Below are 21,409 nucleotides of genomic sequence, written 5' to 3' on the forward strand. Positions count from 1 at the left end.
AAGGGGAACTGACATGACAAACCAAACCAAGAAAAATTCCATCGAGGCGCTATCCGCCAGGGCAGTGCGCGGCGAGATCTCGCGCCGGCAGTTTACGCAGCTGGCCGCACTGGTGCTGGCCGGCACGCCGATGCTGCTGCGCTCGACCGGCGCCTTTGCCGCGGCTAAGGAACTGGTGCTCGTCAACTGGGGCGGCGACGCCATTACCGCCTATGACGCGGCTTACGGCCAGGCCTTCACCAAGGAAACCGGCATTGTCGTTAAGATGGACGGCTCCGGCCCGACCGAAGGCGCGATCGCGGCGCAGTTCAAGAGCGGCGCCCCGACCTGGGACCTGGTCGACGTCGATCCGTTCTCGGCCATCACGCTCGGCGCCCAAGGCATGCTCGAGCCGATCGATTATGCGGTCGTCGACAAGAAGAAGATGCGGCCGGGCTTCGGCTGGGAATACGCCGCCTCGACCTATTTCTTCTCCTATGTCATCGCCTATGATGCCGAGAAATACGGCAGCCAGGCACCAACCGGCATGGCCGACTTCTTCGACGTGGCAAAATTCCCCGGCAAGCGCTCGCTCTACAAATGGGGCGTGTCGAGCTGGGAAGCGGCACTGCTCGCCGACGGCATCGCACCGGCATCGCTCTACCCGCTCGACCTCAAGCGCGCGCATGACAAGATCGCCGCCTTCAAGGAAAACGTCGTCGCCTATTGGGGTGGCGGCGCCGAAAGCCAGAGCGTGCTGCTCAATGGCGAGGCCTCGATGGCGATCGTCTGGTCGACCCGGGCTTCGCTCATCGAGCAGGATTCCGGCGGCAAGATCAAGTTCATCTGGGACCAGGGCCTGATCTCGCCCGGCGCGCTCGCCGTGCTCAAGGGCAATCCCGGCGGCAAGGACGCGGCGATGAAGTTCATCGCCAGCACCCAGGACCCGGAGAAGGAACTCATCATGTTCGAAAAGCTCGGCCAGGGTCCGGCCAACCCGGCCACCGATGCGCTGATACCCGCCGACAAGAGGCGCATCAATCCGGTCGATCCCGAGAACATGAAGAAGCAGATCCCGCTCGACATGGATTGGTACGCCAAGAACTACGGGGCGGCACTCGACGAATACACGAAGATCATCTCCGCCTGACAAGCCGGGATAACCGGATGAGAGCATACCTCTCCGACAGGATGGGCGCGGCGCTGTTGATGGCGCCGCTGCTCCTCTTTCTTGTGCTGGCCTATGCCTGGCCATTCCTTGGCGTCGTTAAATGGAGCTTCACCCTGCCCACGCCGGGGCTGGGGCAGTACAATGCGCTGCTCACGGATCAGTTGGTGCAGTCGGTCTTCATCCGCACGCTGCGTATCGCCGCGATCGTGACGATCGTTTCGATTGTCGCCGCCTACGCCATCACCGTTGTCTGGGTACGCGGCACGCCGGTGCAGCGCGTCGTGGCCGAGTTCTGCATCCTGGTGCCGTTCTGGATCTCGGTGCTGACGCGCGCCTTCGGCTGGGTGGCGCTTTTGTCCAATCGCGGCCTGATCAACACCTGGCTGCAGGCGGTCGGCTTCATCTCAGAGCCGCTGGCGCTGGTGCGCAACGAGTTCGGCGTTATCGTCGGCATGACGCATTTCCTCATTCCCTTCGCCGTGTTTCCGCTGGCCTCATCGATGCGCAGCCTCGACGACCGTGTGCTGCTGGCGGCGCGCGGCCTCGGCTCCAGCCGTATGCGCACCTTTTGGTCGGTATTCGTGCCGATGACCAGCTCCGGCATCATCGGCTCGGCGCTGATCGTCTTCGTCTTTTCGCTCGGCTTCTTCGTCACGCCGGCGATCCTCGGCGGCGGCCGCAGCGTGATGATCGCCGAGCTGATCTACCTTCGCATCTTCCAGAGCCCGGACTGGGGCCTGGGCGCCGCAATCAGTGTCGTGCTGGTGCTGTTTGTCGGCGCGCTGATGGCGCTGCTGTTCCGCTATATCAGACCCAAGCAACTGGTGTAGCGCGATGCCGACCTACCGCCCCGGTCCCGTCTCGCTGGTCCTCGCCGCCCTCGTCGCGCTGTTCCTGCTGCTGCCGCTGCTCGCCGTCATCCCGGTATCGCTGACGCCGAGCCGCATGCTGGCGATGCCGTCGGGCGAATTGTCGCTGCGCCATTACCGGGCGCTGATCGAGGATCCGCGCTGGATCAATTCGATCCTGCTCTCGATCAGGATCGGCATCGTCAGCAGCGCCTTTTCCACCGTGCTGGCGCTCTGCTTCAGCCTCGGCATCTGGATGTTCCAGCCGCGCTTCACGGCAGCATTGGTCGGTTTCGTGCTGCTGCCGATGGTGGTGCCGCCGGTGGTCTCGGCAATCACGCTCTACTTCCTGCTGACCTCGGTCTCCGGGTTCTCGTCGTTCTTCGGCTATGACACCTGGCTGGGTGTCGTCATGGCGCATGCGGTGATGACGGTGCCCTTCGGCACGGTGCTGATCCTGGTGTCGCTCAGCCAGCTCGACCGCCGCATCGACCTCGCCGCCCGCGGCCTCGGCGCCACCGTGTGGGAGCGCGCCACCCGCATCATCATGCCCAACATCAAGTTCGGCATCGTCACCGCGGCGTTGTTGTCTTTCGTGCTGTCCTGGGAGGAGATCGGCGTCACCCTGTTTATCACCTCGGTCAACGCCATCACGCTGCCGCGCTTGATGTGGATGGGCCTGCGCGACAACATCGACCCGGCGATCGCCGCACTCTCGGTGATCCTGATCGTCATCACCGTGCTGGTGCTTGTGGCGCGCAGCGTCGTGGTCAGGCTGCGCGAGGCGCAGTGAGGGCCGCCTCACGCCGTGGTGACTGGCGCGAATGAAACCTTGCGCTACGATTTTCGTTATAGATGGTTCAACACGTCGAGGGCTCTGCCATGAACCAGGGATGGTTTGCCAAGCCGGTTGCGGTTGCGGTCGGCATCGTGGGAGATCTCCGCAACATTTCCAACGCACGGCAGGCTGTCGAGTTGCTGGAAGCCCACTGGCGTGACGCCGGCAGCGCCAAACACGGCTTGGCGCTGCGCACATGCCGCCGTGCCATGAGTGACGACCGCTGGACCGAAGCCGCCAGGGACGCGTTCATCGAGGCCGCGCGGGAAGCGCATGTCCTGGTCGAGCGAGCCGTCGAACCGGAGAACCGGTCCAGGCAGGCGGGACCGTGATCGATTTTTGAGAGCTCGGTGGTCCGGCGGATCTATTGCATCTCAGGCAGCATGCAATCTTGGAACGGCGCTGACGTCGACCCCGCGCTCCGCATGCCAGGCATCATAGGCAGCCTGCATCCTGAGCCAGATCGCGGCGCCGTCGCCGAACATCTTTCCAAGACGGGCAGCGACAGCCGGCGACACCGGCTTCTTTTCGCGGATGATGTCATAAAGCTGCTGGCGCGAGATTCCGAGCAGATTGGCGATCTCCACCTTGGTCTTTCCGGTTGCCGGGATAATGTCGTCAAGCAGCGCTCCAGGGTGGGATGGGCAGCGCTCCATCGGACGCATCGGCTCATAAGAGGTCATGGGCTGGTTGTCCTTTCGCTTGGGGCGCCACGTACCCATAATGATATTGTTCGAAATCTACCCGGGTTGCCAGACCTCCCGAAAACCTGGCGGAGTTGTGGCACAGCGCCACCCACTATCCCATGGCGTGGCGGATGGTCTTGGACAGGCGGCTCAAAAATGCCGGCCTCGACGACGCATCAAGCTTCCACGACAGCACCGCGGTCGCCATTTTCCGCGGCAACACCCCGACCGACAGGAACCAGGCGGCAAGGATTGCACGCCGCCGCAGGGATGCGGTCATTTCGAAGCTGGCGACCGCGCCGGCCGCCCCGAGCGCCAGCCGGGAATCGTCGGCCACGGGATGTCGGCCGCTGTCCGCGCAGAGCGATGCCAGCCGCTCTTCCAGGTGGACCGGATCGTGGCGGACAGCATCCGACGGCACGATGGTCAGGCCGATCCCGGAGGCCTGGTCAGACAGCGCCTGCATGCGGCGGAAATCGTGAGTTACCCGCCAGCGTGCCCGCTCGGCGAGCTTTTCACCGAAGACTGAATGGTTGGCGCCATGGATCCGGTAGGCGCCGAGGCATTCGTCGATCGATTGGACATGCCCGTACATCGGCGCCAGCGTTGCCAGATAGCCGTCGGCGCCCTGGCGGAACTCCGGCTCCGGTATCGGCATGATCGATTCGAGCGTTGCGCGGTCAAAGGCCAGCCCGCTGGTCACGGTCGTCTGATAGCGGCCCTTGTGCAGGAGTTTCGGCATGACGTCGCCGCTGTCGAAAGCCAGTTCGGGCGGCGGAAAGACATCCTTGATGCGTTGCCCTTCGTCAACGATATGCAGTCTGGACTGGACCTGGGCGGTTGCCTCGTCCCAGGTCTCGACGATGGTGGAGACGGCGGTCGGATAGAGATAATCGTCGGCGTCGAGGAACAGGACGATCTTGCCCGAGCTCGCAGCGAAGCCGGTGTTGAACGCCGCCGCGTGTCCGCCATTTTGCGCTCGCGGGCATGCGAGGATCTCGTCGCGATAGGATTCCATGATTGTCGTGGAATTGTCCTGCGATGCATCGTCGACGACGATGACTTCGACATCCGCGTAGTCCTGCTCGAGGGCGCTGTCGATGCAGCGTTTGAGGAACCGCGCATAGTTGTAGTTCGGGATGATGATGGATACCGGAATGACAGGCTGCATCGCGTTTGACCTCGCATCTTGCTTTGGTTCGGCAAAGGCCCGCTAATGGGCCCGCCCCCTCTTCAAGCGCCCCTCTTGGCGCAACGAGTTCCCTGGGAGAAAGCCTGCGCTTCCCACGAGGAGACGGGTCACGTTTCGCGTTGCGACTTCGTACTGAGGCCGCCATTGCCTTCGAGGCTGCTGCCATGGTCAGGGTCGGCGGCAGCAAAAGCTCCGACGTTCGGCCAAGGTGGGTCGCAACCGAGCCCGACGGAAATGTCTCGCCTCGCGATCAGGTCGGGAGCGAAGCGGACGGGTGCCCTGAAGGCATGGCGGATACTGGCCTGCAAATGCGGCTGGAACAAGCCCCGCGTCGAAAATAGCGCCACTTCAGGTTGCGTTTCAGGCGGCATACCGCGACCGCCGCCGCTTCTGCCCCGAAGCCGGCGAACCGCCTCCGGGGCCTTGTGGTCATGTGGCCTGGACGGTCAGGCGGCCTGCAAACCCGGCAGCGACAGGTCGACTTCCTCCGGCAAGTCGCCGGCCATGGCGGCGGCAAACTTCGTCTGGTCAAGTTCTCCCTCCCAGCGTGCCACCACCACTGTCGCCACCGCATTGCCGATGAAATTGGTCAGCGCCCGGCATTCCGACATGAAGCGGTCGACACCAAGGATCAGCGCCATGCCGGCGACCGGCACGGTGGGGACGACTGAAAGCGTTGCCGCCAGCGTGATGAAGCCCGCGCCGGTGATGCCGGCAGCACCCTTGGAGCTCAGCATGGCGACGGCGAGCAGCAGGATCTGGTCGCCGTAGGTGAGTGGCGTGTCGGTCGCCTGCGCGATGAACAGCGCCGCCAGCGTCATGTAGATGTTGGTGCCGTCGAGGTTGAAGGAATAGCCGGTCGGGATGACCAGACCGACCACCGAGCGGTTGCAGCCGGCGCGCTCCATCTTGGCCATGAGGCCCGGCAATGCCGCTTCCGAGGACGAGGTGCCGAGCACCAGCAGCAGCTCTTCCTTGATGTAGCGGATCAGCCCCAGGATCGAGAAGCCGTTGTAGCGGGCGACAGCGCCGAGCACCACCAGCACGAACAGCAGCGCGGTCAGGTAGAACGTGCCGATCAGCATGGCGAGGTTGGCGATCGAGCCGATGCCGTATTTGCCGATCGTGAAGGCCATGGCGCCAAACGCGCCGATCGGTGCGGCCTTCATCAGGATGGCGACGAGGCGGAAGATCGGCGTGGTCAGCGCCTGCAGGAAATCGACGACCGGACGGCCGCGATCGCCGACCAGCGCCAGGGCGACACCGAACAGCACCGAGAAGAACAGCACCTGCAGGATGTCGCCCTGCGCGAAGGCGCCGGTGATGGTGTCGGGGATGATGTTCATCAGGAAGCCGACGATGGTAGTGTCGTGCGCCTTCTCGGCATAGGCCGCCACCTTGGCGGTATCGAGCGTCGCTGGATTGATGTGCATGCCGGCGCCGGGCTGGACGACATTGGAGACGACCAGGCCGACGACCAGCGCCAGCGTCGAGAACACCAGGAAATAGATCATCGCCTTGCCGGCGACGCGGCCGACCTTCTGCAGGTCGGAAACACCGGCGATACCGGTCGCCACGGTCAGGAAGATCACCGGCGCGATCACCATCTTCACCAGCTTGATGAAGGCGTCGCCGAACGGCTTCATCGCCTCGCCGGTTTCGGGATAGAAATGGCCGAGCAGCACGCCGGCGGCGATCGCCGCGAGCACCTGCACATAAAGATGCCGGTATAAGGGAAGTTTGCCGCGCGGCTCGGCGGCAGCGATTGCTGTCTGCATAACGTCCTCCATGGCGCCCCGATCGAAAGCTCGACTCCCCGGGGCAGTTGTTTTGAGACCAGCAGCCTCGCGACTGCTGAATTCGTGTTTGCAACAGCCGTGCCAGATACGCAGAAGAACTTTTCATCATTGATTTTGTTGAGCATTCGCAAACGTCCGCTGTGCTGGACGCATGGATAGGTGCGAATCTCCGCATAGGTCGAATTGTGCTTTGTGCGAATTCATGCACAAATGGGCGATGCTGCAACGCCCCGCCGGTGCCTTGTCTTCGACGCCCGAGCAACTCGCCAGGCGGGCGCGCCGAGCCTGGCTGCTGTTTGCGGCCATCGCGCTTTTGATCGTCACGGCAGCGCTCTACGGCGCCGGCCTTTACGGCCGCACCGCCGAGGTCGGGACCCTGGCGGCGCAGGGGCGTACCGACGCCAATCTGAAGGTCGCGCTGCTGCGCGCGGTGCTCGAAAGCCCGCGCGCCCTGCCGCTGCTTTTGTCCGCAGACCAGCAAGTGCGTGACGCGCTGTCGCAGAAAAATGCCGCGGCAATCGATGTGCTGAACCGCAAGCTCGAGGGGCTGGTCTCCGGCACCAAGGCGTCGGTACTCTATGTCGTCGGCACCGATGGACTGGCGGTCGCCTCCAGCAACTGGCGCGAGCCGATCAGCTTCGTCGGCAATGACTACCGTTTCCGCGACTATTTCTCCGGCGCGATGCGGGCCGGAACCGCCGAGTATTTTGCGCTCGGCAATGTCAGCAAGCGCCCCGGCCTCTACATTTCGCGGCGCGTCGGCGACACAGACGCACCGCTCGGCGTCGTCGTCGTCAAGATGGAGTTCGACCAGCTCGAAGCCGACTGGCGCGAGGCGAACCGCCCGGCTTATGTCAGCGACGAGAATGGCGTCGTGCTGATCACCAGCGTGCCGTCCTGGCGCTTCATGACAACCGCACCGCTGGCCGCACCCAAGCAAGCCGCGATCCGCGACAGCCAACAGTTCGGCGACGCGCCGCTTGTGCCGTTGCCGATCGTGCACGCGCAGGCGCTCAGCCCGGATGTGTCGATCGTCCACGCGGTAACGCCCGGCGGCAGCGACGCGGAGTATCTCAGCCTTTCCACGACGGTTCCTTCGACCCCCTGGCGGCTCGACTATCTGATTCCGGCTGAAGCGCCGATCGCCGCCGCCGTCCGCGAAATGCGGCTTCTGGCGCTCGGCGTCGTCGTCCCGCTGCTCGGCCTTGCCGCGTATCTGTTGTGGCGCCGGCAGTCGGCGCAGATGCGGATTGCCGCCGAACAGGCGGCCCGCATCGAACTCGAACGCCGCGTCGTCGAACGGACCGAGGATTTGAGCCGCGCCCGCGACCGGTTGCAGGCCGAGATAACAGGCCACCGCAGCACGGAAGCCAAGCTCCAAATCGTGCAGCAGGATCTGGTCCAGGCCAACCGCCTCGCCATCCTCGGCCAGGTCGCGGCCGGTGTCGCCCATGAGATCAACCAGCCGGTCGCCACCATACGCGCCTATGCCGACAATGCCCGCACCTTCCTCGACCGCAAGCAGACCGGGCCGGCCGAGGAAAACCTCGGCGCTATCGCAGCCCTTACCGAACGCATCGGCTCAATCACCGAGGAGTTGAAGGCATTTGCCCGCAAGGGCCGCACCGCCGCCGAGCCTGTCGAATTGCGCGGCGTCATCGAGGGCGCCGTCATGCTGTTGAGAAGCCGCTTTGCCGGCCGGCTCGACGCGTTGGTCATCGACCTGCCGCCGCCGAGCCTCAAGGTCATGGGCAATCGGGTGCGGCTCGAACAGGTGCTGATCAATCTCTTCCAGAACGCGCTCGAAGCACTCGACGGCCGCGACGACGCTCGTGTGCAGGTGTCGGTCGAGGAGACCGCGGACGGCGTGACGGTCGGCGTGTCCGATAACGGACCGGGCATTCCACCCGCGATCCTCAAATCGCTGTTCACGCCGTTCAACACCTCCAAGGAAAAAGGCCTTGGCCTTGGCCTCGTCATCTCGAAGGACATCGTCGCCGATTATGGCGGCCGCATCGAAGTTTCGAGCGACGACAGCGGCACCCGCTTCACCATCCATCTCCAGACAGCAGCGTAAGCCATCATGACGAACGACAATGCCGCGCCGGTGATCCTGATCGACGACGACCGCGATCTCCTCAAGGCCACCGTGCAGACGCTGGAGCTTGCCGGCTTCTCGGTCTCCGCCTTTGCGGTGGCGGCTGAGGCGCTGGCCGGGCTCGACGCCGGTTTTACCGGCGTCGTGGTGTCGGATATCCGCATGCCTCAGATCGACGGCTTGCAGCTTTTCAATCGCATCCTGCGGCTGGATGCCGACATTCCCGTCATCCTCGTCACCGGCCACGGCGACATCGCCATGGCCGTCAAGGCGATCAAGGACGGCGCCTACGACTTCATCACCAAGCCTTTCGCCGCCGACCGGCTGGTACAGAGCGTGCGCCGCGCAGCGGAAAAGCGCCGCCTGGTGATGGAGAACCGGGCCTTGCGCGAGGCGGCCGGAGAGGCGCAGGACGGCCTGCCGCTGATCGGCCAGACGCCGGCGATGGACAGGCTGCGCCGCACACTACGCCAGATCGCCGACACCGACGTCGACGTGCTGGTGACCGGCGAGACCGGCTCCGGCAAGGAGGTGGTGGCAAGCCTTCTGCATCGCTGGAGCCGCCGCGCCAAGGGCAATTTCGTCGCGCTGAATTGCGGCACGCTGCCGGAGACCGTCATCGAGAGCGAGTTGTTCGGCCACGAGGCCGGCGCCTTCACCGGTGCGCAGAAGAAACGGATCGGCCGCATCGAGCATGCCAGCGGCGGCACGCTGTTCCTCGACGAGATCGAAAGCATGCCGGTCTCGACACAGGTGCAGATGCTGCGCGTGCTGGAGATGCGCGAGGTCACCCCGCTCGGCACCAACGAGGTGCGCCCGGTCGACCTGCGCGTCGTCGCCGCCGCCAAGGTCGACCTCGCCGATCCGCGCCAGCGCGGCGCTTTCCGCGAGGACCTTTACTACCGCCTCAACGTGGTGACGATCTCGATCCCGCCGCTGCGCGAGCGCCGCGACGACGTCGCCCTGCTGTTCTTCTACTTCGCCGAGCGCGCCGCCGCCCGCTTCCACCGCCAGGTGCCGGCAGTGCCGGCTTCGGTGCATCGCCATCTCAGCGACCATGACTGGCCGGGCAATGTGCGCGAACTGGCGCATTTCGCCGAGCGGTTCGTGCTTGGATTGGAGGAAGGCGCCGAAGCACAACCCCCTGCCCCGACCCAATCGAACGCCGCCATGAAGCTGCCGGAGCGGCTGGAGCGCTACGAGGCCGACATCATTCGCGAGACGCTTGGCCGCAACGAGGGCGACGTCAGGCGCACGATCGAAGCGCTGGGGATTCCGCGCAAGACCTTCTACGACAAGCTCCAGCGCCACGGCATCGTGCGCAGCGATTTTTCCCGGTAACCGCCGCCGGGCCTCGACCGGGCGGCTCGGCTACTTGGCATCGTGGAAGATAATGCCGACGGTGTGGCGCATGCCGGAGCGAAGCCGGCTGACGCCGTGCCTGAGATTGACCCGGTAATTGCCCTTGCTGCCCTGGACCGGACGATTGTGGACGGCGAAGGCGACCGCATCGCCCAGGCGCAGCGGCACCACCTCGGCGCGGCTCTGCATGCGCGGACGCTGCTCGGTCAGCACGAACTCGCCGCCGGTGAAATCCTTGCCTGGTTCGGACAACAGGATCGCCACCTGCAGCGGGAACGCCAGATCGCCGTAGAGATCCTGGTGCAGGCAGTTGAAGTCGCCGGGAACATATTGCAGCAGGAGCGGCGTCGGCCGCGTCTGGCCCTGCTCGTGGCATTGCTCGAGGAACGCGGCGTGTTCGTCGGGATAGCGCTGCGCGATACCCATGCGCTCGTTCCAGTCATTGGCGACCGCGGCCAGGCGCGGATAGAGCGCGGTGCGCAAGCCGCCGATCAAGTCGGGCAAGGGATAGCGGAAATAGCGGTACTCGCCCTTGCCGAAGCCATGCCGCGCCATATGGACATGGCTGCGGAAATGGCTCTCGTCCGAATAAAGTCCGGCGATATGCCGGCACTCCTGCGGCGTCAGCAGCTTTTCCATCACCGCGCAACCATAGCCGCTCAGCTCATCGGCCAGCGTCCGCCAGTCATATCCGGCAACGCGCACCTCCGCCGATTTCACCGCCGCTTTCGCGCCTATCGAATGGATGGTCATGGCTTCGCCTCCTGTGGCTTCTCTGTCATTGAGATGGGTGAAACGGCGCGCGCGGACCACCCGTTTCTTGCCGGGTGAACTCGTTAGCGATTGTCTCGGGGATTTCGTTGAATACAATGCAGCGGGGCTTGCCGCGATGGGGGGCGATTTGATCGGACGGGTTCGACAAGGGGACGGGGCAGTCCGGCAATTCCTCGTTTGCCTCGTCGTCATGCTGGTCTCGGCGCTCCCGGCCTTGTCCGCCAGCAGCGACTGCGTCAGCGACGACGAGGTCGAGGCAAGCACGCGGATCGCCGCCTGTACGCGCATGATCGAGGATGCGACAGAGCCCCTCGAAAACCGCGGTATTGCCCATTTCAAGCGCGGCAATGCCCTGACGGAACGAGGCGACTATGACCGCGCCATCGCCGACTACAGCGCGTTCATCGGCATCGCACCGACCGTCGCCAGCGGCTACTACAACCGGGGCATCAGCTGGGTCTTCAAGGGCGACTACGACAAGGGCATCGCCGATCTGGACAAGGCGATCAGCCTGGACCCTAAATATGGCGACGCCTACTACAATCGCGGCGTCGCCTGGACCTTCAAGGGCGAGAACGACCGGGCTTTGGCCGACTATGACAGGGCAATCAGTCTCAGTCCCGGAGACGGCAAAAGCTACCACAATCGCGGGCTGATCTGGTCAAGCAAGGGCGACGACGACCGCGCGATAGCCGATTTCGACCAGGCCATCAGGCTCAACCCAAACGACGCCAGTTCCCTGAACGGCCGCGCCGATGCCTGGACCAACAAGGGCGATGCGGAGCGCGCGCTGGCCGACTATGACAAGGTGATCAGCCTCGATCCGAAAAACGCACATGCCTACTACCGGCGCGGCAACGCCCGGCTGACGGGCGGCGATTTTGACGATGCCATCACCGACTACAATAAGGTCGTCGCGATCGATCCGAAGGATGCTAGCGTCTACTACAACAGAGGCCTCGCCTGGTCGAACAAGGGCGACCATGACCAGGCGCTGGCGGACTTCGACACGTCCATCAGCCTCGATCCGACATTTGCACCAGCCTATTACAGCCGAGGCGTCACTTGGGCCAACCGGGGGGACCATGACCGCGCCATAGCCGATTATGGCAAGGCGATTGGCATCGATCCAAAACTCGCCGTCGCATACTACGCGCGAGGCGCGGCCCGATCCGACGCAGGTGACGCCGATGGCGGCATCGCCGACTATGGTCAGGCCATCGCGCTCGATCCGAAATATGTCGACGCCTACAACAACCGGGGGATAGCATGGGCGGCGAAAGGCGATTTCGACGGCGCCATCGCCGACTACGACCAGGCGATCAGACTCGATCCGAAACACGCCATCTCTTATTCAAACCGGGGTCTGGCCCGAGCAAACAAGGGCGACATCGATCGTGCCATCGCCGATTACAGCCAGGCGATCACCTTCGATCCGAACCTTGGCAATGCCTATTTCAACAGAGGCATCGCCTCGCTTGCAAGGGGCGATGCGGACAGTGCCATTGCCGATTACACCCAGGCGATCAGGCTCGATCCGACAAATCCGAAAATCTACGTCAAACGTAGCGAGGCCTGGTACAAGAAGGGGGAGGACGATCACGCCATTGAGGACTCCAACCGGGCCATCGGTCTCGATCCGAAACTGACGAGCGCCTACTACAATCGGGGCACCGCCTGGCTTCGAAAGGGCAGGGACGATCGTGCTATCGCCGACTACAGCCAGACCATCACTCTCGACCCGACAAAGGCGATCGCCTACAACGACCGAGGTTTCGCCTGGAGCAGGAAAGGCGAATACGATCTCGCCATCGCCGACTGCGACCGCGCGATCAGCCTCGATCCGAGACTTGTCAAGAGCTACCAAAACCGAGGCGTCGCCTGGACGGCAAAGGACCAATACAGCCGCGCTATCGCCGACTATGGCGAAGCAATCAACCTCGATCCGAAAGACGCCTCCACCTATGCTGGCCGGGGCGTCCTGTATCTCTATTCCGGCGCGACGGCGATGGCGCAGACGGATTTCGAGCAGGCGGCCTCTCTCACCCCCGACAATGCCTACTTTGCCATCTGGCTTGATATCGCGGCGCGGCGCAACGGCGCGGCGAGCCACTTGAAGGAGGCGAAAAGCAAGCTCGACATGACGAAGTGGCCGGCACCGCTGGTCAGCATGCTGCTGGGTGAAAAGACGTCCGCCGAAGCACTTTCGGATGCCGGTGCTGTGGGCCTGGCTCAGAGAACCGGACAAGTCTGCGAAACGAATTTCTACACGGCCGAGCTTAGCCGGCTCCAAGGGCATAGCGAGGAAGCCTTACGGCTTTACCGGCTCGCCGCTAGCGATTGTCCCAGGGATTTCGTCGAATACCGAGCCGCCATGAGTGCGCTGCACGATCTGGGCGTGCCGCCATAACTCTGCAAACGACCGTCTCTTTTGCCGAGAAGATCGTTGGCGAACAAGGCGATAGAGACACACCCTGCCCGACTGATCCAGGCCGGCCGGCGTCCATATGTCAGGAGCCTTCGCCAGCGCGATTCCGGTTTTCACTGGCCCGCGCTAGACTGGCAGCAACCGCAACCGGACTGCCCATAGCATGATTGTCCAGACCTGCATCAATGGCGCGCGCAGCGCCGATTTCCACCCCAACCTGCCGCTCGACGCGGAGGCCATGGCGCGCGATGGCGCCGCCTGCGTCGCCACCGGCGCGGCTGAGTTGCATGTCCATGTGCGCGGGCTGGACGGTCGCGAAAGCCTGGCTCCGGCGGCGATGGATCGGACGGTGCTGGCGCTCCGCCGCGCCTGCCCTGGAACGCTGATCGGCGTGTCGACCGGCGCCTGGATCGAGAATGAAGACGAGCGGACGCTGGCCGCGATCGCCGCTTGGAGCGAGCTGCCCGACTATGCCTCGGTCAATCTCAGCGAAGACGCCGCGCCCGCTATCATGGAGCGTCTGCGCCAGCGCGGCATTGGCATCGAGGCGGGGCTTGCCTCCGTCGCCGACGCCGAACGCCTGGTGAGCCTCGACCATGGCAAACGCGTGCTGCGGATCCTGATCGAAATCTCCGAGCAGGAGCCGGACGCTGCGCTGGAGATCAGCGACGATATCGCCGCCGTGCTCGACGGCGCCGGAATGCGCCGGGCAATCCTGCTGCACGGCGCCGACGCCACGGTCTGGCCTTTCGTGCACCGGGCGGCGGAACGCCGTTGGTCGACGCGCGTCGGACTGGAAGACGGCAAGGAGCTCCCTGATGGAACAGTAGCATCTAGTAACGCTGCGCTGACAGCGGCAGCCGTCGCTATCTTCGAGTCCAGCCGTTAGCGCGGGAACGGCCAATCTCCTCTTCACTGGGGAGCTGCCAAGTTCGGCAACGAGGCAGGCCAAAGTCGGCCGAGCATAAATGTGGCGCACGCTATATCAATAAAACTTATCTAAAACTTTACGTGTTAATTAAACCAACAATTAATCGGCACATCAACGATCACGTATGTTAATGCTCTCCTGCACCGGGGACCATTTTTTGATGAACATCATTCCACAGAATGATCACGCTGCGCCGCGTCGGATTCAACAGTATACATCGATACAGGTACTGCGGGGGCTGGCAGCTCTCATGGTTGTTATCTATCATCTTCCGGCCGCGCTGGGCATGCTCGATCTGCGTATTCCCGTTCTAAACAGCGGCGTCGACCTGTTTTTCGTCATTAGTGGTTTTGTAATGGTTCTCTCGACAGAGAACAGACGCGCCGACCACCGTGCTTTTTTGATGCAGCGCTTCACGCGCGTCGTTCCCTTCTATTGGGTTATGACCTTCCTCATGGTCGCCGCACTTTGGTTGTTTGCCGGTCGTGCAGTGTTTCTTGAGCAGATCACCAATAGCCTGCTTTTCATAGCCTATCTCGATACGGTCACAGGCTATGTCCAACCGGTGCTTGGCGTGGGTTGGACGCTCAATCTGGAAATCCTGTTTTACATTCTGTTCGCAGCGACTATGCGTTTCGGCACGCTGACGCAAATGGCCATGGTCGGCGTTGTCTTTGCAATCGCCGTAGCGGCGCGCATCGTCTTCAAACCCGCCGCCGACACTGTGCTGTTTTTCTATACCACGCCAATCCTGTTTGAGTTCCTTGCCGGCATGGCGCTCGGCCACCTGGTCGGCAGACTGGCGCGTTTGCCTACCGTCCTGGGTGTCTCGGCGCTCGTGTTCGCCATCGTGTCCATGCTGGTGATGGTACTTGGCTTCAACTTGCCGCGAACCCTTGCTCAGGGAATCCCGGCCTTGATCCTTGTCGCCGGTTGCATCAGCCTGGAAAGCTATTTCCGGCTTTTTGCTCCTCGCCTGCTGGCAAGGTTGGGCGATGCCTCCTATTCTCTCTATCTGACGCATCCTATCGTGCTGCTTGCGACCGCTCCTGTCGTTGCAAGCGTCAGCGTATCACCATGGCTTGCTGGCATGGTTATTGTCACCGCCTGCATTGCCGTCTCCCTGGCCAGCTACAGTTTTGTTGAAAAGCCGATTTTGGCCATTTCGCGGATGAGCCTTTCCGCCCGTCACGTGAAGGCATGAGTTGCGGCTGCGCTCCGCGGAACCACGCTGTCCCGCCAATCTTAGACCGGCGGCGCTGAGCCTTCAAAAGATCCGGAAACAAAAACCCGCCTCGGGAGGACGGGTCGTTGGAGCCAAATTGGCACCATATCCAAATTAATAGCATAGCTGCCGGCACAAAGCAAGAACAAAATGTGGCGACATCGACGAAACTGCCGATAGGCGCAGCGGCACGGCGGATGACATGGCTCTTGCCGTTGTTAAAAATCTCTCATAAGGTATTTTTCATATCTGAAAAAAATCCAATCGTTTCTTTCTTTTTATGAAAGCCTGAGCGTTTGCGGGAACATCTCGATCAGACCGACCGGCGACTGGTCAAGCTGCTGTCGCAGGACGCGCAGCTTGGCCTCAACCGCCTTGCTGAGAAGATGGCGATCTCGGTGCCGACGGTGCGCATGCGGCTGCGCAACCTGCTCGACCGCAACCTGCTCAAGATCGTTGGGCTGCTCAACCTGACCGAGCGCCCTGAGCTGATCTCGGCCATCGTCGGCATCAACGCGCAAGGGCGCGGCCGGGCCCGGGAACTGGCGCAGCGCATCTCCGAATTGCCTTTCGTGAACTCGGCCGCCGTCGTCACCGGGCGCTTCGACATCATCGTCGACGTAACCGTGGCCGGCGATGTCGCCGATCTCTACCGCGTCACCAGCGAGCTGATCCCCGGCGCCGGCGAGCCGGGTGAGGTGGTGCGCAGCGAGACCTTCGTCGTCATGGCGTCCTGCAACAAATGGGTCAGCCTGCCGGAAGGTTGCTGGTCGGACGAGACGCGGAAGGAAATGGCATGAAGATCGCGGTTCTCGGCGGGCTCGGCCTGCAAGGCCGGGCGGCTATCGCCGACCTCGTTGCCAGCGACGGCGTCGAGCAAGTGGTCTGCGTCGACACTGCAACCGGCGGCGCTGCGCGGCTCGGCGGCCTGACCGACCTTGCCCGCGTGCGTTTTGTAGTGCCGGAGGGCGCGATCGGTCCGGTGCTGGCCGATGTGATGAAGGACGTCGATGCGGTCATCGACCTGTTGCCGCAGCCGCTGATGCGCGACGCGGTGCAGGCGGCGATCGCGACGCGCACGCCGCTGGTCACCACCAATTACGGCAAGGCCATCGCCGATCTCGCTCCCGAGGCCGAAAAGGCCGGCGTGTCGATCGTGACCGAATGCGGGCTCGACCCCGGCATCGACCTGGTGCTCTACGCGCGCGCCGCCAGCCAGTTCGACACCATCACCGCGATCGATTCCTACTGCGGCGGCATTCCCGAGCCGAAGGCGGTGGTCGAGCCGCTGCGCTACAAGGTGAGCTGGAATTTCGACATGGTTCTGGTCAGCCAGAACCGCGACAGCGTGCTGGTCGAGGACGGCAAACGGGTCGATGTGCCGGCCGCCCGCCAGCACGACAATCGTTTCATCCACGAGATCGAGGTGGCGGGACTGGGCAGGCTCGAAGCCTTCCCCAATGGCGACGCGCCGCATTATGCCGGCATGCTCGCCGCCGCCAAGGGGCTGCAGCGCTCCGGCCGCTATTCGCTTCGCTGGCCCGGCTGGTCGGCGTTCTGGGCGCCGCTGAAGCAGCTCGGCTTCCTGTCCGAGGACAAGGTGCAAAGCACCGGTGCCAGCCCACGCGAATTCCTCGGCCGGCTGCTTGGCCCGCAACTGCAATATGGCGCCGACGAAAAGGACCTTTGCGTGATGCGCAACGTCTTTGTCGGCAGCGAAGGCGGCCGCCGCAAGACGGTGACCTCGGAGCTGGTCATCGAACGCGACCTCGCCTCGGGCCTATTCGGCATGAGCCTCGGCGTCGGCTATCCCGCCAGCATTGTGGCGCAGATGCTGGCACGGCGCGAGATCGCCGCGCCCGGCCTGCTCAATCCGCTGCTGCATGTTCCCGATGGCCGCTTCCTCGATGAGCTGGCCAGGCGCGGCATCAAGGTTGCCGAAACGGTGAGCTGGGACTGAAGGATTTTCGAACGGTGGTCGCCGCCGGCAACGGCGCTGCCGCTCAAAAAGCACCTCGATGGGGTGAAACAACAAGTGGAACAACAAACGAAACAAGGAGGAATGCCCAAATGAAGATTGCCAAGCTTTTCATCGCCGGCCTTGCGCTCGCTGGCCTTACCGCTGCCGCCAGTGCGGGAACGCTCGACGAGATCACCAAGCGCGGAGAGTTGCGCGTCGCCGTGCAGACGCAAGGACCGCCCTTCTCGCTGGTGGGTGCTGCCGGCGAACGCACCGGCAGTTCGGTCGAACTCGCCGAACTGATGGCCAAGGAAATGGGCGTCAAGATCACCTTCCTCGACTTCGACTGGGACGGCCTGATCCCGGCGCTGCTGTCGGGCAAGGCCGATCTTCTGGTCGCCGACATGACCCCGACACTGGCGCGTGGCATGAAGGTCGCCTTCACCAAGCCTTACATGTACACGGGCAGCACAGTCTTCACCAAGGCTGGGACCGCCTTCAAATCCACCGAGGACTGCAAGGCCAAGGGCACCAAGATCGCCGTGCTGCTCGGCGCCACCGGCGAGAAGGAAGCCAAGGCCGCCTTCCCCGACGCCGATATCAAGAGCTACAAGGGCGGCGGCCCGCTGCTGCTCGACGCCGTCAACAACGGCCAGGCCGATTGCGGCGTCAACGACGTCTCGGCGGTCAAGGGCCAGTCGACCGCTTACCCCGCCGGCAGCTTCATCATCATGCCGGACATGCTGTCGAAGGAGCCGCTGGCCTTCGCCACGCGCTATGACGAGCAGGACCTGCTGGTCTGGATGAACCTGTTCCTCGACCAGGTCAGCCTCGACGGCCGCCTGCAGAAGAACCTCGATTACTGGGTCAATTCCGACGCCTGGAAGAAGGATCACTAAGTAGAGTGAATGGTGAATGGTGAATGGTGAGTAGGGAGTAGGGAGTAGGGAGTAGGGAGTAGGGAGTAGAGAGTAGAGAAGAGCTACTCGCTACTCGCTACTCGCTACTCGCTACTCGCTACTCGCTACTCACTACTCGCTACTCGCTACTCGCTGCTCCTATTCCCAATTCCCTATTCACTATTCCCTATTCACTATTCACCATTCACCGTCCAAAATGCTCGAAAACTTCAGCTTCCGCACCATTGTCGAATATCTGCCCCTGTTCGGGCAGGGCCTCGTCACGACCGTGTGGCTGTCTGTCCTCTCCTTTGCCGGCGCGCTCGCCGTCGGCATCGTGCTCGCCGCCATGAACTTGCAGCGCGGCCGGCTGTTCCGCGTCCCGGCCAAGGCCTATATCGACGCGGTGCGCGCCACGCCGCTGCTGGCGCAGCTTTATTTCCTCTATTTCGGCCTGCCGCGGCTCGGCTTCGTCCTGCCCGAGTTCGTCGTCGGCATCTTGGCCCTGTCGCTGAACAGCGGCGCCTATGTCGCCGAGATCATCCGCGCCGGCATCCTGTCGATCCCGCGCGGCCAAGTGGAGGCCGGCGTCGCCTCGGGCATGACCTATGTCCAGCGCATGCGCCTCGTCATCCTGCCGCAGGCGTTCAAGGTGACGATCCCGCCGCTGCTCGGCCAGGCGATCGTGCTGGTCAAGGATTCCGCCCTGTTGTCGCTGATCTCGGTTGCCGAGCTGACGCGCGCCGGACAATTGCTCGCCTCCGACCGCTTCATGCCGGCGGAAGGTTTCATCACCATCGCCGCCTTCTACCTCCTGCTCTATTACGGGCTGAAGGGGCTGGCGGCGCTCTCCGGGCGCTGGCTCGGCCTGGCGGGGGCACGGACATGATCTGGCAGCAGCTGCAAAGCATCGCCGGCAGCTATCCCCTCGCCTTGCGCGGCCTCGGCATGACCGTGGTGCTGTCGCTGATCAGCCTGGTGCTGGGCACGCTGCTCGGCTTCGGCCTCGGCATCCTGCGCACCGGCGGCAACCGGCTGATCAGCGGCGCGATCGGCGCCTGGGTCGACCTGATCCGCGGCACGCCGTTCCTGGTGCAGATCTTCCTGATCTTCTTCATCCTGCCGGAACTCGGCATCGAGCTCGACGCCTTCACCGCCGGCATCATCGCGCTGACCAACCTGGCCGCCTGCTTCATCTGCGAGATCGTCGTCGCCGGCATCCGCTCGGTGCCGACCGGCCAGGTCGAGGCAGCACTGGCGTCCGGCCTGTCGCGCTGGCAGCGCATGCGCCAGGTGGTGCTGCCGCAGGCGATGCGCATCGTGCTGCCGCCGCTGGTCGGGCAATATGTGCTGCTGATCAAGGATTCCTCGGTCGTCTCGGCCATAGGCCTCACCGACCTCACCCGCGTCGGCTGGCTGGTGGTGCAGCGTGTACCCAATGGGCTGCTGGTCTTCTTCCTCGTCGGCCTCGGTTACTTCATCGTCTGCTACCCCCTGATCATGCTGGCCCGCCGGCTGGAGCAACGCATGGGCGCGGCGCATGGCGAGGTACAGTTGTGACATCGAACCTCAAGGGTCCGGCAATATGACCAAAACCGGCATGATCGACTTTCGCGGCGTCAACAAATGGTTCGGCCAGCTCAACGTGCTCAGGGATATCACGCTGAGCGTCGAGCCGCGCGAAGTGGTCGTCGTCTGCGGCCCGAGCGGCTCGGGCAAGAGCACCCTGATCCGCTGCATCAACGGGCTGGAGACGATCCGCGACGGCGACCTGACGGTCGACGGCCAGCGCCTCGGCGACCCCGCCACCAACATGACGCGGCTGCGCACCGAGGTCGGCTTCGTCTTCCAGTCGTTCAACCTCTACCCGCACAGGACGGCGCTCGAGAACGTCACCCTGGCGCCGATCCATGTCCGCAAGATCCCGCGCGCTGAAGCCGAGAAGGCCGGGCGCGAATTGCTCGCCAAGGTCGGCCTCGCCGACAAGGTGAACGCCTATCCGGCGCAGCTGTCTGGTGGCCAGCAGCAGCGCGTGGCGATCGCGCGCTGCCTCGGCATGCGCCCCAAGATCATGCTGTTCGACGAGCCGACCTCGGCGCTCGATCCCGAGATGATCTCGGAAGTGCTCGACGTCATGGTCGCGGTGGCGGAGGAAGGCATGACCATGATGGTGGTGACGCACGAGATGGGCTTTGCCCGCAAGGTCGCCCAGCGCGTCGTGTTCATGGACGCGGGCGCCATCGTCGAAAGCGGCACGCCGGATGAGTTCTTCTCGCACCCGAAGACCGACCGCAGCCGCGCTTTTCTGAGCAAGATCCTGCGGCATTGACAGCAGCGACAATACGCACCGAACCTGCCGTCGCCTTTGCGCCGAGGTTGCGCTCGAGCCTACAATGGATCATCCGCAGCGGCGCACTATGGCGACACACCGAGCGCGCGCAGTGCCTTGCCTGCCGCGACATATTCGATGAAGTCGCGGGGGCAGTCGCGTACCGCAAGCCGGTACCGCCGCAAGGCTTGATCGTCACGGCCGTCGAGCCTGTAAAACTCCGCGACATAGAGATTGGCCTCGCATAGATTTCCGCGTTTCTTGGCCGGGACCGGGACGGGATCGTCGGCTGCGGCCAACGCTGCTTCGGGCGTCTGTTCGCCAAGAAACATGCGAAACCAGCGGCGCCGGCCAACTTCACGGCCGCGGCCAACACTTCGGGTCTCGCCGTCGGCGATCAGCAAGATGATCAGGCAACTGGAAGCGCGGCTTAGCGCGACCCTTCTGAGGCGGACCACGAGGGCGACGAGCCTGACTGAAGCCGGCGAGAGGTTTTGAGCCAGGCAGGACCGGCGCTGGAGCTCATCCTTGCCGCAACGAGGGATGCGGGAAGCTTTGCCGAAAAGCCTGCCGGCCGGTTGCGGTTGAATGTCCCGCAGATGACCTATCCGAACTTCCTCAAAGTACCAGAAACATAGGTAATTATACTTTCCAAATCCCTGCCCCGGAGCGCCGATCTGGTTCCTGTCGTGGCTCCTGCGGACGTGGCCGCGCTGTTCGCGACCAAATCTTGCGCCGGGTTAGCGTTCGCTCTGGGCCTAAGATCTGCCGAAGCGTTCAGCCGACCAAGCGGCAGCAATGGGTGGATAGTGTTGAAGAAGTCGGCGATGAAGCCGTGGATCCACTCGCACCGAAGCGTCTTGATTAAGGTCGACGCGACCTCCTCGCCT

Annotated in this window: 22 protein-coding genes; 16 read left to right on the forward strand and 6 right to left on the reverse strand. The window is 63.5% G+C overall.

All coding sequences use genetic code 11. The features are described from left to right. The first annotated feature begins 13 nt into the window (after positions 1 to 13). The 4 genes from NKH41_RS29115 to NKH41_RS29130 all read left to right on the forward strand — a co-directional run bounded on the left by NKH41_RS29115 (position 14) and on the right by NKH41_RS29130 (position 3,168). The gene (locus tag NKH41_RS29115; RefSeq protein WP_023677269.1) at positions 14 to 1,129 is read left to right on the forward strand and encodes an ABC transporter substrate-binding protein; all 1,116 of its coding nucleotides are present in this window, start codon (positions 14 to 16) and stop codon (positions 1,127 to 1,129) included. 17 nt (positions 1,130 to 1,146) lie between these two features. Then, positions 1,147 to 1,980: an ABC transporter permease gene (locus NKH41_RS29120; RefSeq protein WP_352770480.1), complete on the forward strand. Its 834-nt coding sequence runs from the start codon at positions 1,147 to 1,149 to the stop codon at positions 1,978 to 1,980. Between the two features lie 4 nt (positions 1,981 to 1,984). Continuing rightward, positions 1,985 to 2,791 (forward strand): ABC transporter permease, encoded by an 807-nt coding sequence (locus NKH41_RS29125; RefSeq protein WP_352770477.1) that lies wholly within the window; start codon positions 1,985 to 1,987, stop codon positions 2,789 to 2,791. A gap of 89 nt (positions 2,792 to 2,880) precedes the next feature. Then, positions 2,881 to 3,168: a DUF982 domain-containing protein gene (locus NKH41_RS29130; protein ID WP_352770475.1), complete on the forward strand. Its 288-nt coding sequence runs from the start codon at positions 2,881 to 2,883 to the stop codon at positions 3,166 to 3,168. Between the two features lie 42 nt (positions 3,169 to 3,210). On the opposite strand, the gene NKH41_RS29135 is transcribed toward NKH41_RS29130, so the two are convergent. The 3 genes from NKH41_RS29135 to NKH41_RS29145 all read right to left on the reverse strand — a co-directional run bounded on the left by NKH41_RS29135 (position 3,211) and on the right by NKH41_RS29145 (position 6,492). Next, positions 3,211 to 3,519, reverse strand: a complete 309-nt coding sequence (locus NKH41_RS29135) for a HigA family addiction module antitoxin (RefSeq protein ID WP_352770473.1) — start codon at positions 3,517 to 3,519, stop codon at positions 3,211 to 3,213. A gap of 115 nt (positions 3,520 to 3,634) precedes the next feature. Further along, complete coding sequence (locus NKH41_RS29140; protein ID WP_352770472.1) at positions 3,635 to 4,693, reverse strand: glycosyltransferase family 2 protein; 1,059 nt, start codon at positions 4,691 to 4,693, stop codon at positions 3,635 to 3,637. A 467-nt stretch (positions 4,694 to 5,160) separates the two neighbouring features. Next, on the reverse strand, positions 5,161 to 6,492 hold the full coding sequence (locus NKH41_RS29145) for a dicarboxylate/amino acid:cation symporter (protein WP_352770471.1): 1,332 nt from the start codon (positions 6,490 to 6,492) through the stop codon (positions 5,161 to 5,163). A gap of 238 nt (positions 6,493 to 6,730) precedes the next feature. On the opposite strand from NKH41_RS29145, the gene NKH41_RS29150 reads away from it, so the two are divergent. Together NKH41_RS29150 and NKH41_RS29155 are read left to right on the forward strand one after the other, a co-directional pair. Then, a complete protein-coding gene (locus NKH41_RS29150; protein ID WP_352770468.1) occupies positions 6,731 to 8,590 on the forward strand; it encodes a sensor histidine kinase in 1,860 nt (619 codons plus the stop codon). 6 nt (positions 8,591 to 8,596) lie between these two features. Continuing rightward, positions 8,597 to 9,952 carry a sigma-54-dependent transcriptional regulator gene (locus NKH41_RS29155; RefSeq protein WP_352770467.1) on the forward strand — a complete coding sequence of 452 codons (1,356 nt, stop codon included), beginning with the start codon at positions 8,597 to 8,599 and terminating at the stop codon, positions 9,950 to 9,952. 30 nt (positions 9,953 to 9,982) lie between these two features. Here NKH41_RS29155 and NKH41_RS29160 read toward each other — a convergent pair whose 3' ends face one another. Further along, positions 9,983 to 10,726: a 2OG-Fe(II) oxygenase gene (locus tag NKH41_RS29160; protein ID WP_352770464.1), complete on the reverse strand. Its 744-nt coding sequence runs from the start codon at positions 10,724 to 10,726 to the stop codon at positions 9,983 to 9,985. Between the two features lie 148 nt (positions 10,727 to 10,874). On the opposite strand from NKH41_RS29160, the gene NKH41_RS29165 reads away from it, so the two are divergent. The 9 genes from NKH41_RS29165 to NKH41_RS29205 all read left to right on the forward strand — a co-directional run bounded on the left by NKH41_RS29165 (position 10,875) and on the right by NKH41_RS29205 (position 20,519). Beyond that, the gene (locus NKH41_RS29165) at positions 10,875 to 13,157 is read left to right on the forward strand and encodes a tetratricopeptide repeat protein (RefSeq protein ID WP_352778548.1); all 2,283 of its coding nucleotides are present in this window, start codon (positions 10,875 to 10,877) and stop codon (positions 13,155 to 13,157) included. Between the two features lie 181 nt (positions 13,158 to 13,338). Further along, positions 13,339 to 14,064: a 3-keto-5-aminohexanoate cleavage protein gene (locus tag NKH41_RS29170; RefSeq protein ID WP_352770458.1), complete on the forward strand. Its 726-nt coding sequence runs from the start codon at positions 13,339 to 13,341 to the stop codon at positions 14,062 to 14,064. A gap of 202 nt (positions 14,065 to 14,266) precedes the next feature. Further along, on the forward strand, positions 14,267 to 15,310 hold the full coding sequence (locus NKH41_RS29175; protein WP_352569108.1) for an acyltransferase family protein: 1,044 nt from the start codon (positions 14,267 to 14,269) through the stop codon (positions 15,308 to 15,310). Between the two features lie 317 nt (positions 15,311 to 15,627). Next, entirely contained in the window at positions 15,628 to 16,131 is a 504-nt protein-coding gene (locus tag NKH41_RS29180; protein ID WP_352935207.1) for an Lrp/AsnC family transcriptional regulator, read from the forward strand. Continuing rightward, entirely contained in the window at positions 16,128 to 17,291 is a 1,164-nt protein-coding gene (locus NKH41_RS29185; protein WP_352770456.1) for a saccharopine dehydrogenase family protein, read from the forward strand. The genes NKH41_RS29180 and NKH41_RS29185 overlap by 4 nt, the downstream gene beginning before the upstream one ends. Before the next feature lie 110 nt (positions 17,292 to 17,401). Further along, positions 17,402 to 18,190 (forward strand): ABC transporter substrate-binding protein, encoded by a 789-nt coding sequence (locus tag NKH41_RS29190; RefSeq protein ID WP_352541231.1) that lies wholly within the window; start codon positions 17,402 to 17,404, stop codon positions 18,188 to 18,190. Between the two features lie 217 nt (positions 18,191 to 18,407). Further along, entirely contained in the window at positions 18,408 to 19,079 is a 672-nt protein-coding gene (locus NKH41_RS29195; protein WP_352451492.1) for an amino acid ABC transporter permease, read from the forward strand. After that, positions 19,076 to 19,750, forward strand: coding sequence for an amino acid ABC transporter permease (locus NKH41_RS29200; RefSeq protein ID WP_023677250.1), 675 nt, complete (start codon positions 19,076 to 19,078; stop codon positions 19,748 to 19,750). The genes NKH41_RS29195 and NKH41_RS29200 overlap by 4 nt, the downstream gene beginning before the upstream one ends. Before the next feature lie 25 nt (positions 19,751 to 19,775). Continuing rightward, positions 19,776 to 20,519: an amino acid ABC transporter ATP-binding protein gene (locus NKH41_RS29205; protein WP_352770453.1), complete on the forward strand. Its 744-nt coding sequence runs from the start codon at positions 19,776 to 19,778 to the stop codon at positions 20,517 to 20,519. 86 nt (positions 20,520 to 20,605) lie between these two features. On the opposite strand, the gene NKH41_RS29210 is transcribed toward NKH41_RS29205, so the two are convergent. After that, complete coding sequence (locus NKH41_RS29210) at positions 20,606 to 20,851, reverse strand: hypothetical protein (RefSeq protein ID WP_352770451.1); 246 nt, start codon at positions 20,849 to 20,851, stop codon at positions 20,606 to 20,608. Positions 20,852 to 20,924: 73 nt separating this feature from the next. Between NKH41_RS29210 and NKH41_RS29215 the strand changes: the two genes are divergently transcribed. After that, positions 20,925 to 21,017, forward strand: coding sequence for a LysR family transcriptional regulator (locus NKH41_RS29215; protein WP_352935211.1), 93 nt, complete (start codon positions 20,925 to 20,927; stop codon positions 21,015 to 21,017). A gap of 106 nt (positions 21,018 to 21,123) precedes the next feature. Here NKH41_RS29215 and NKH41_RS29220 read toward each other — a convergent pair. Continuing rightward, a partial coding sequence (locus NKH41_RS29220; RefSeq protein WP_352778539.1) for a hypothetical protein occupies positions 21,124 to 21,409 on the reverse strand: 286 nt, incomplete at its 5' end.

The sequence above is a fragment of the Mesorhizobium sp. M1169 genome, from assembly GCF_040318345.1.
Taxonomy (GTDB): domain Bacteria; phylum Pseudomonadota; class Alphaproteobacteria; order Rhizobiales; family Rhizobiaceae; genus Mesorhizobium.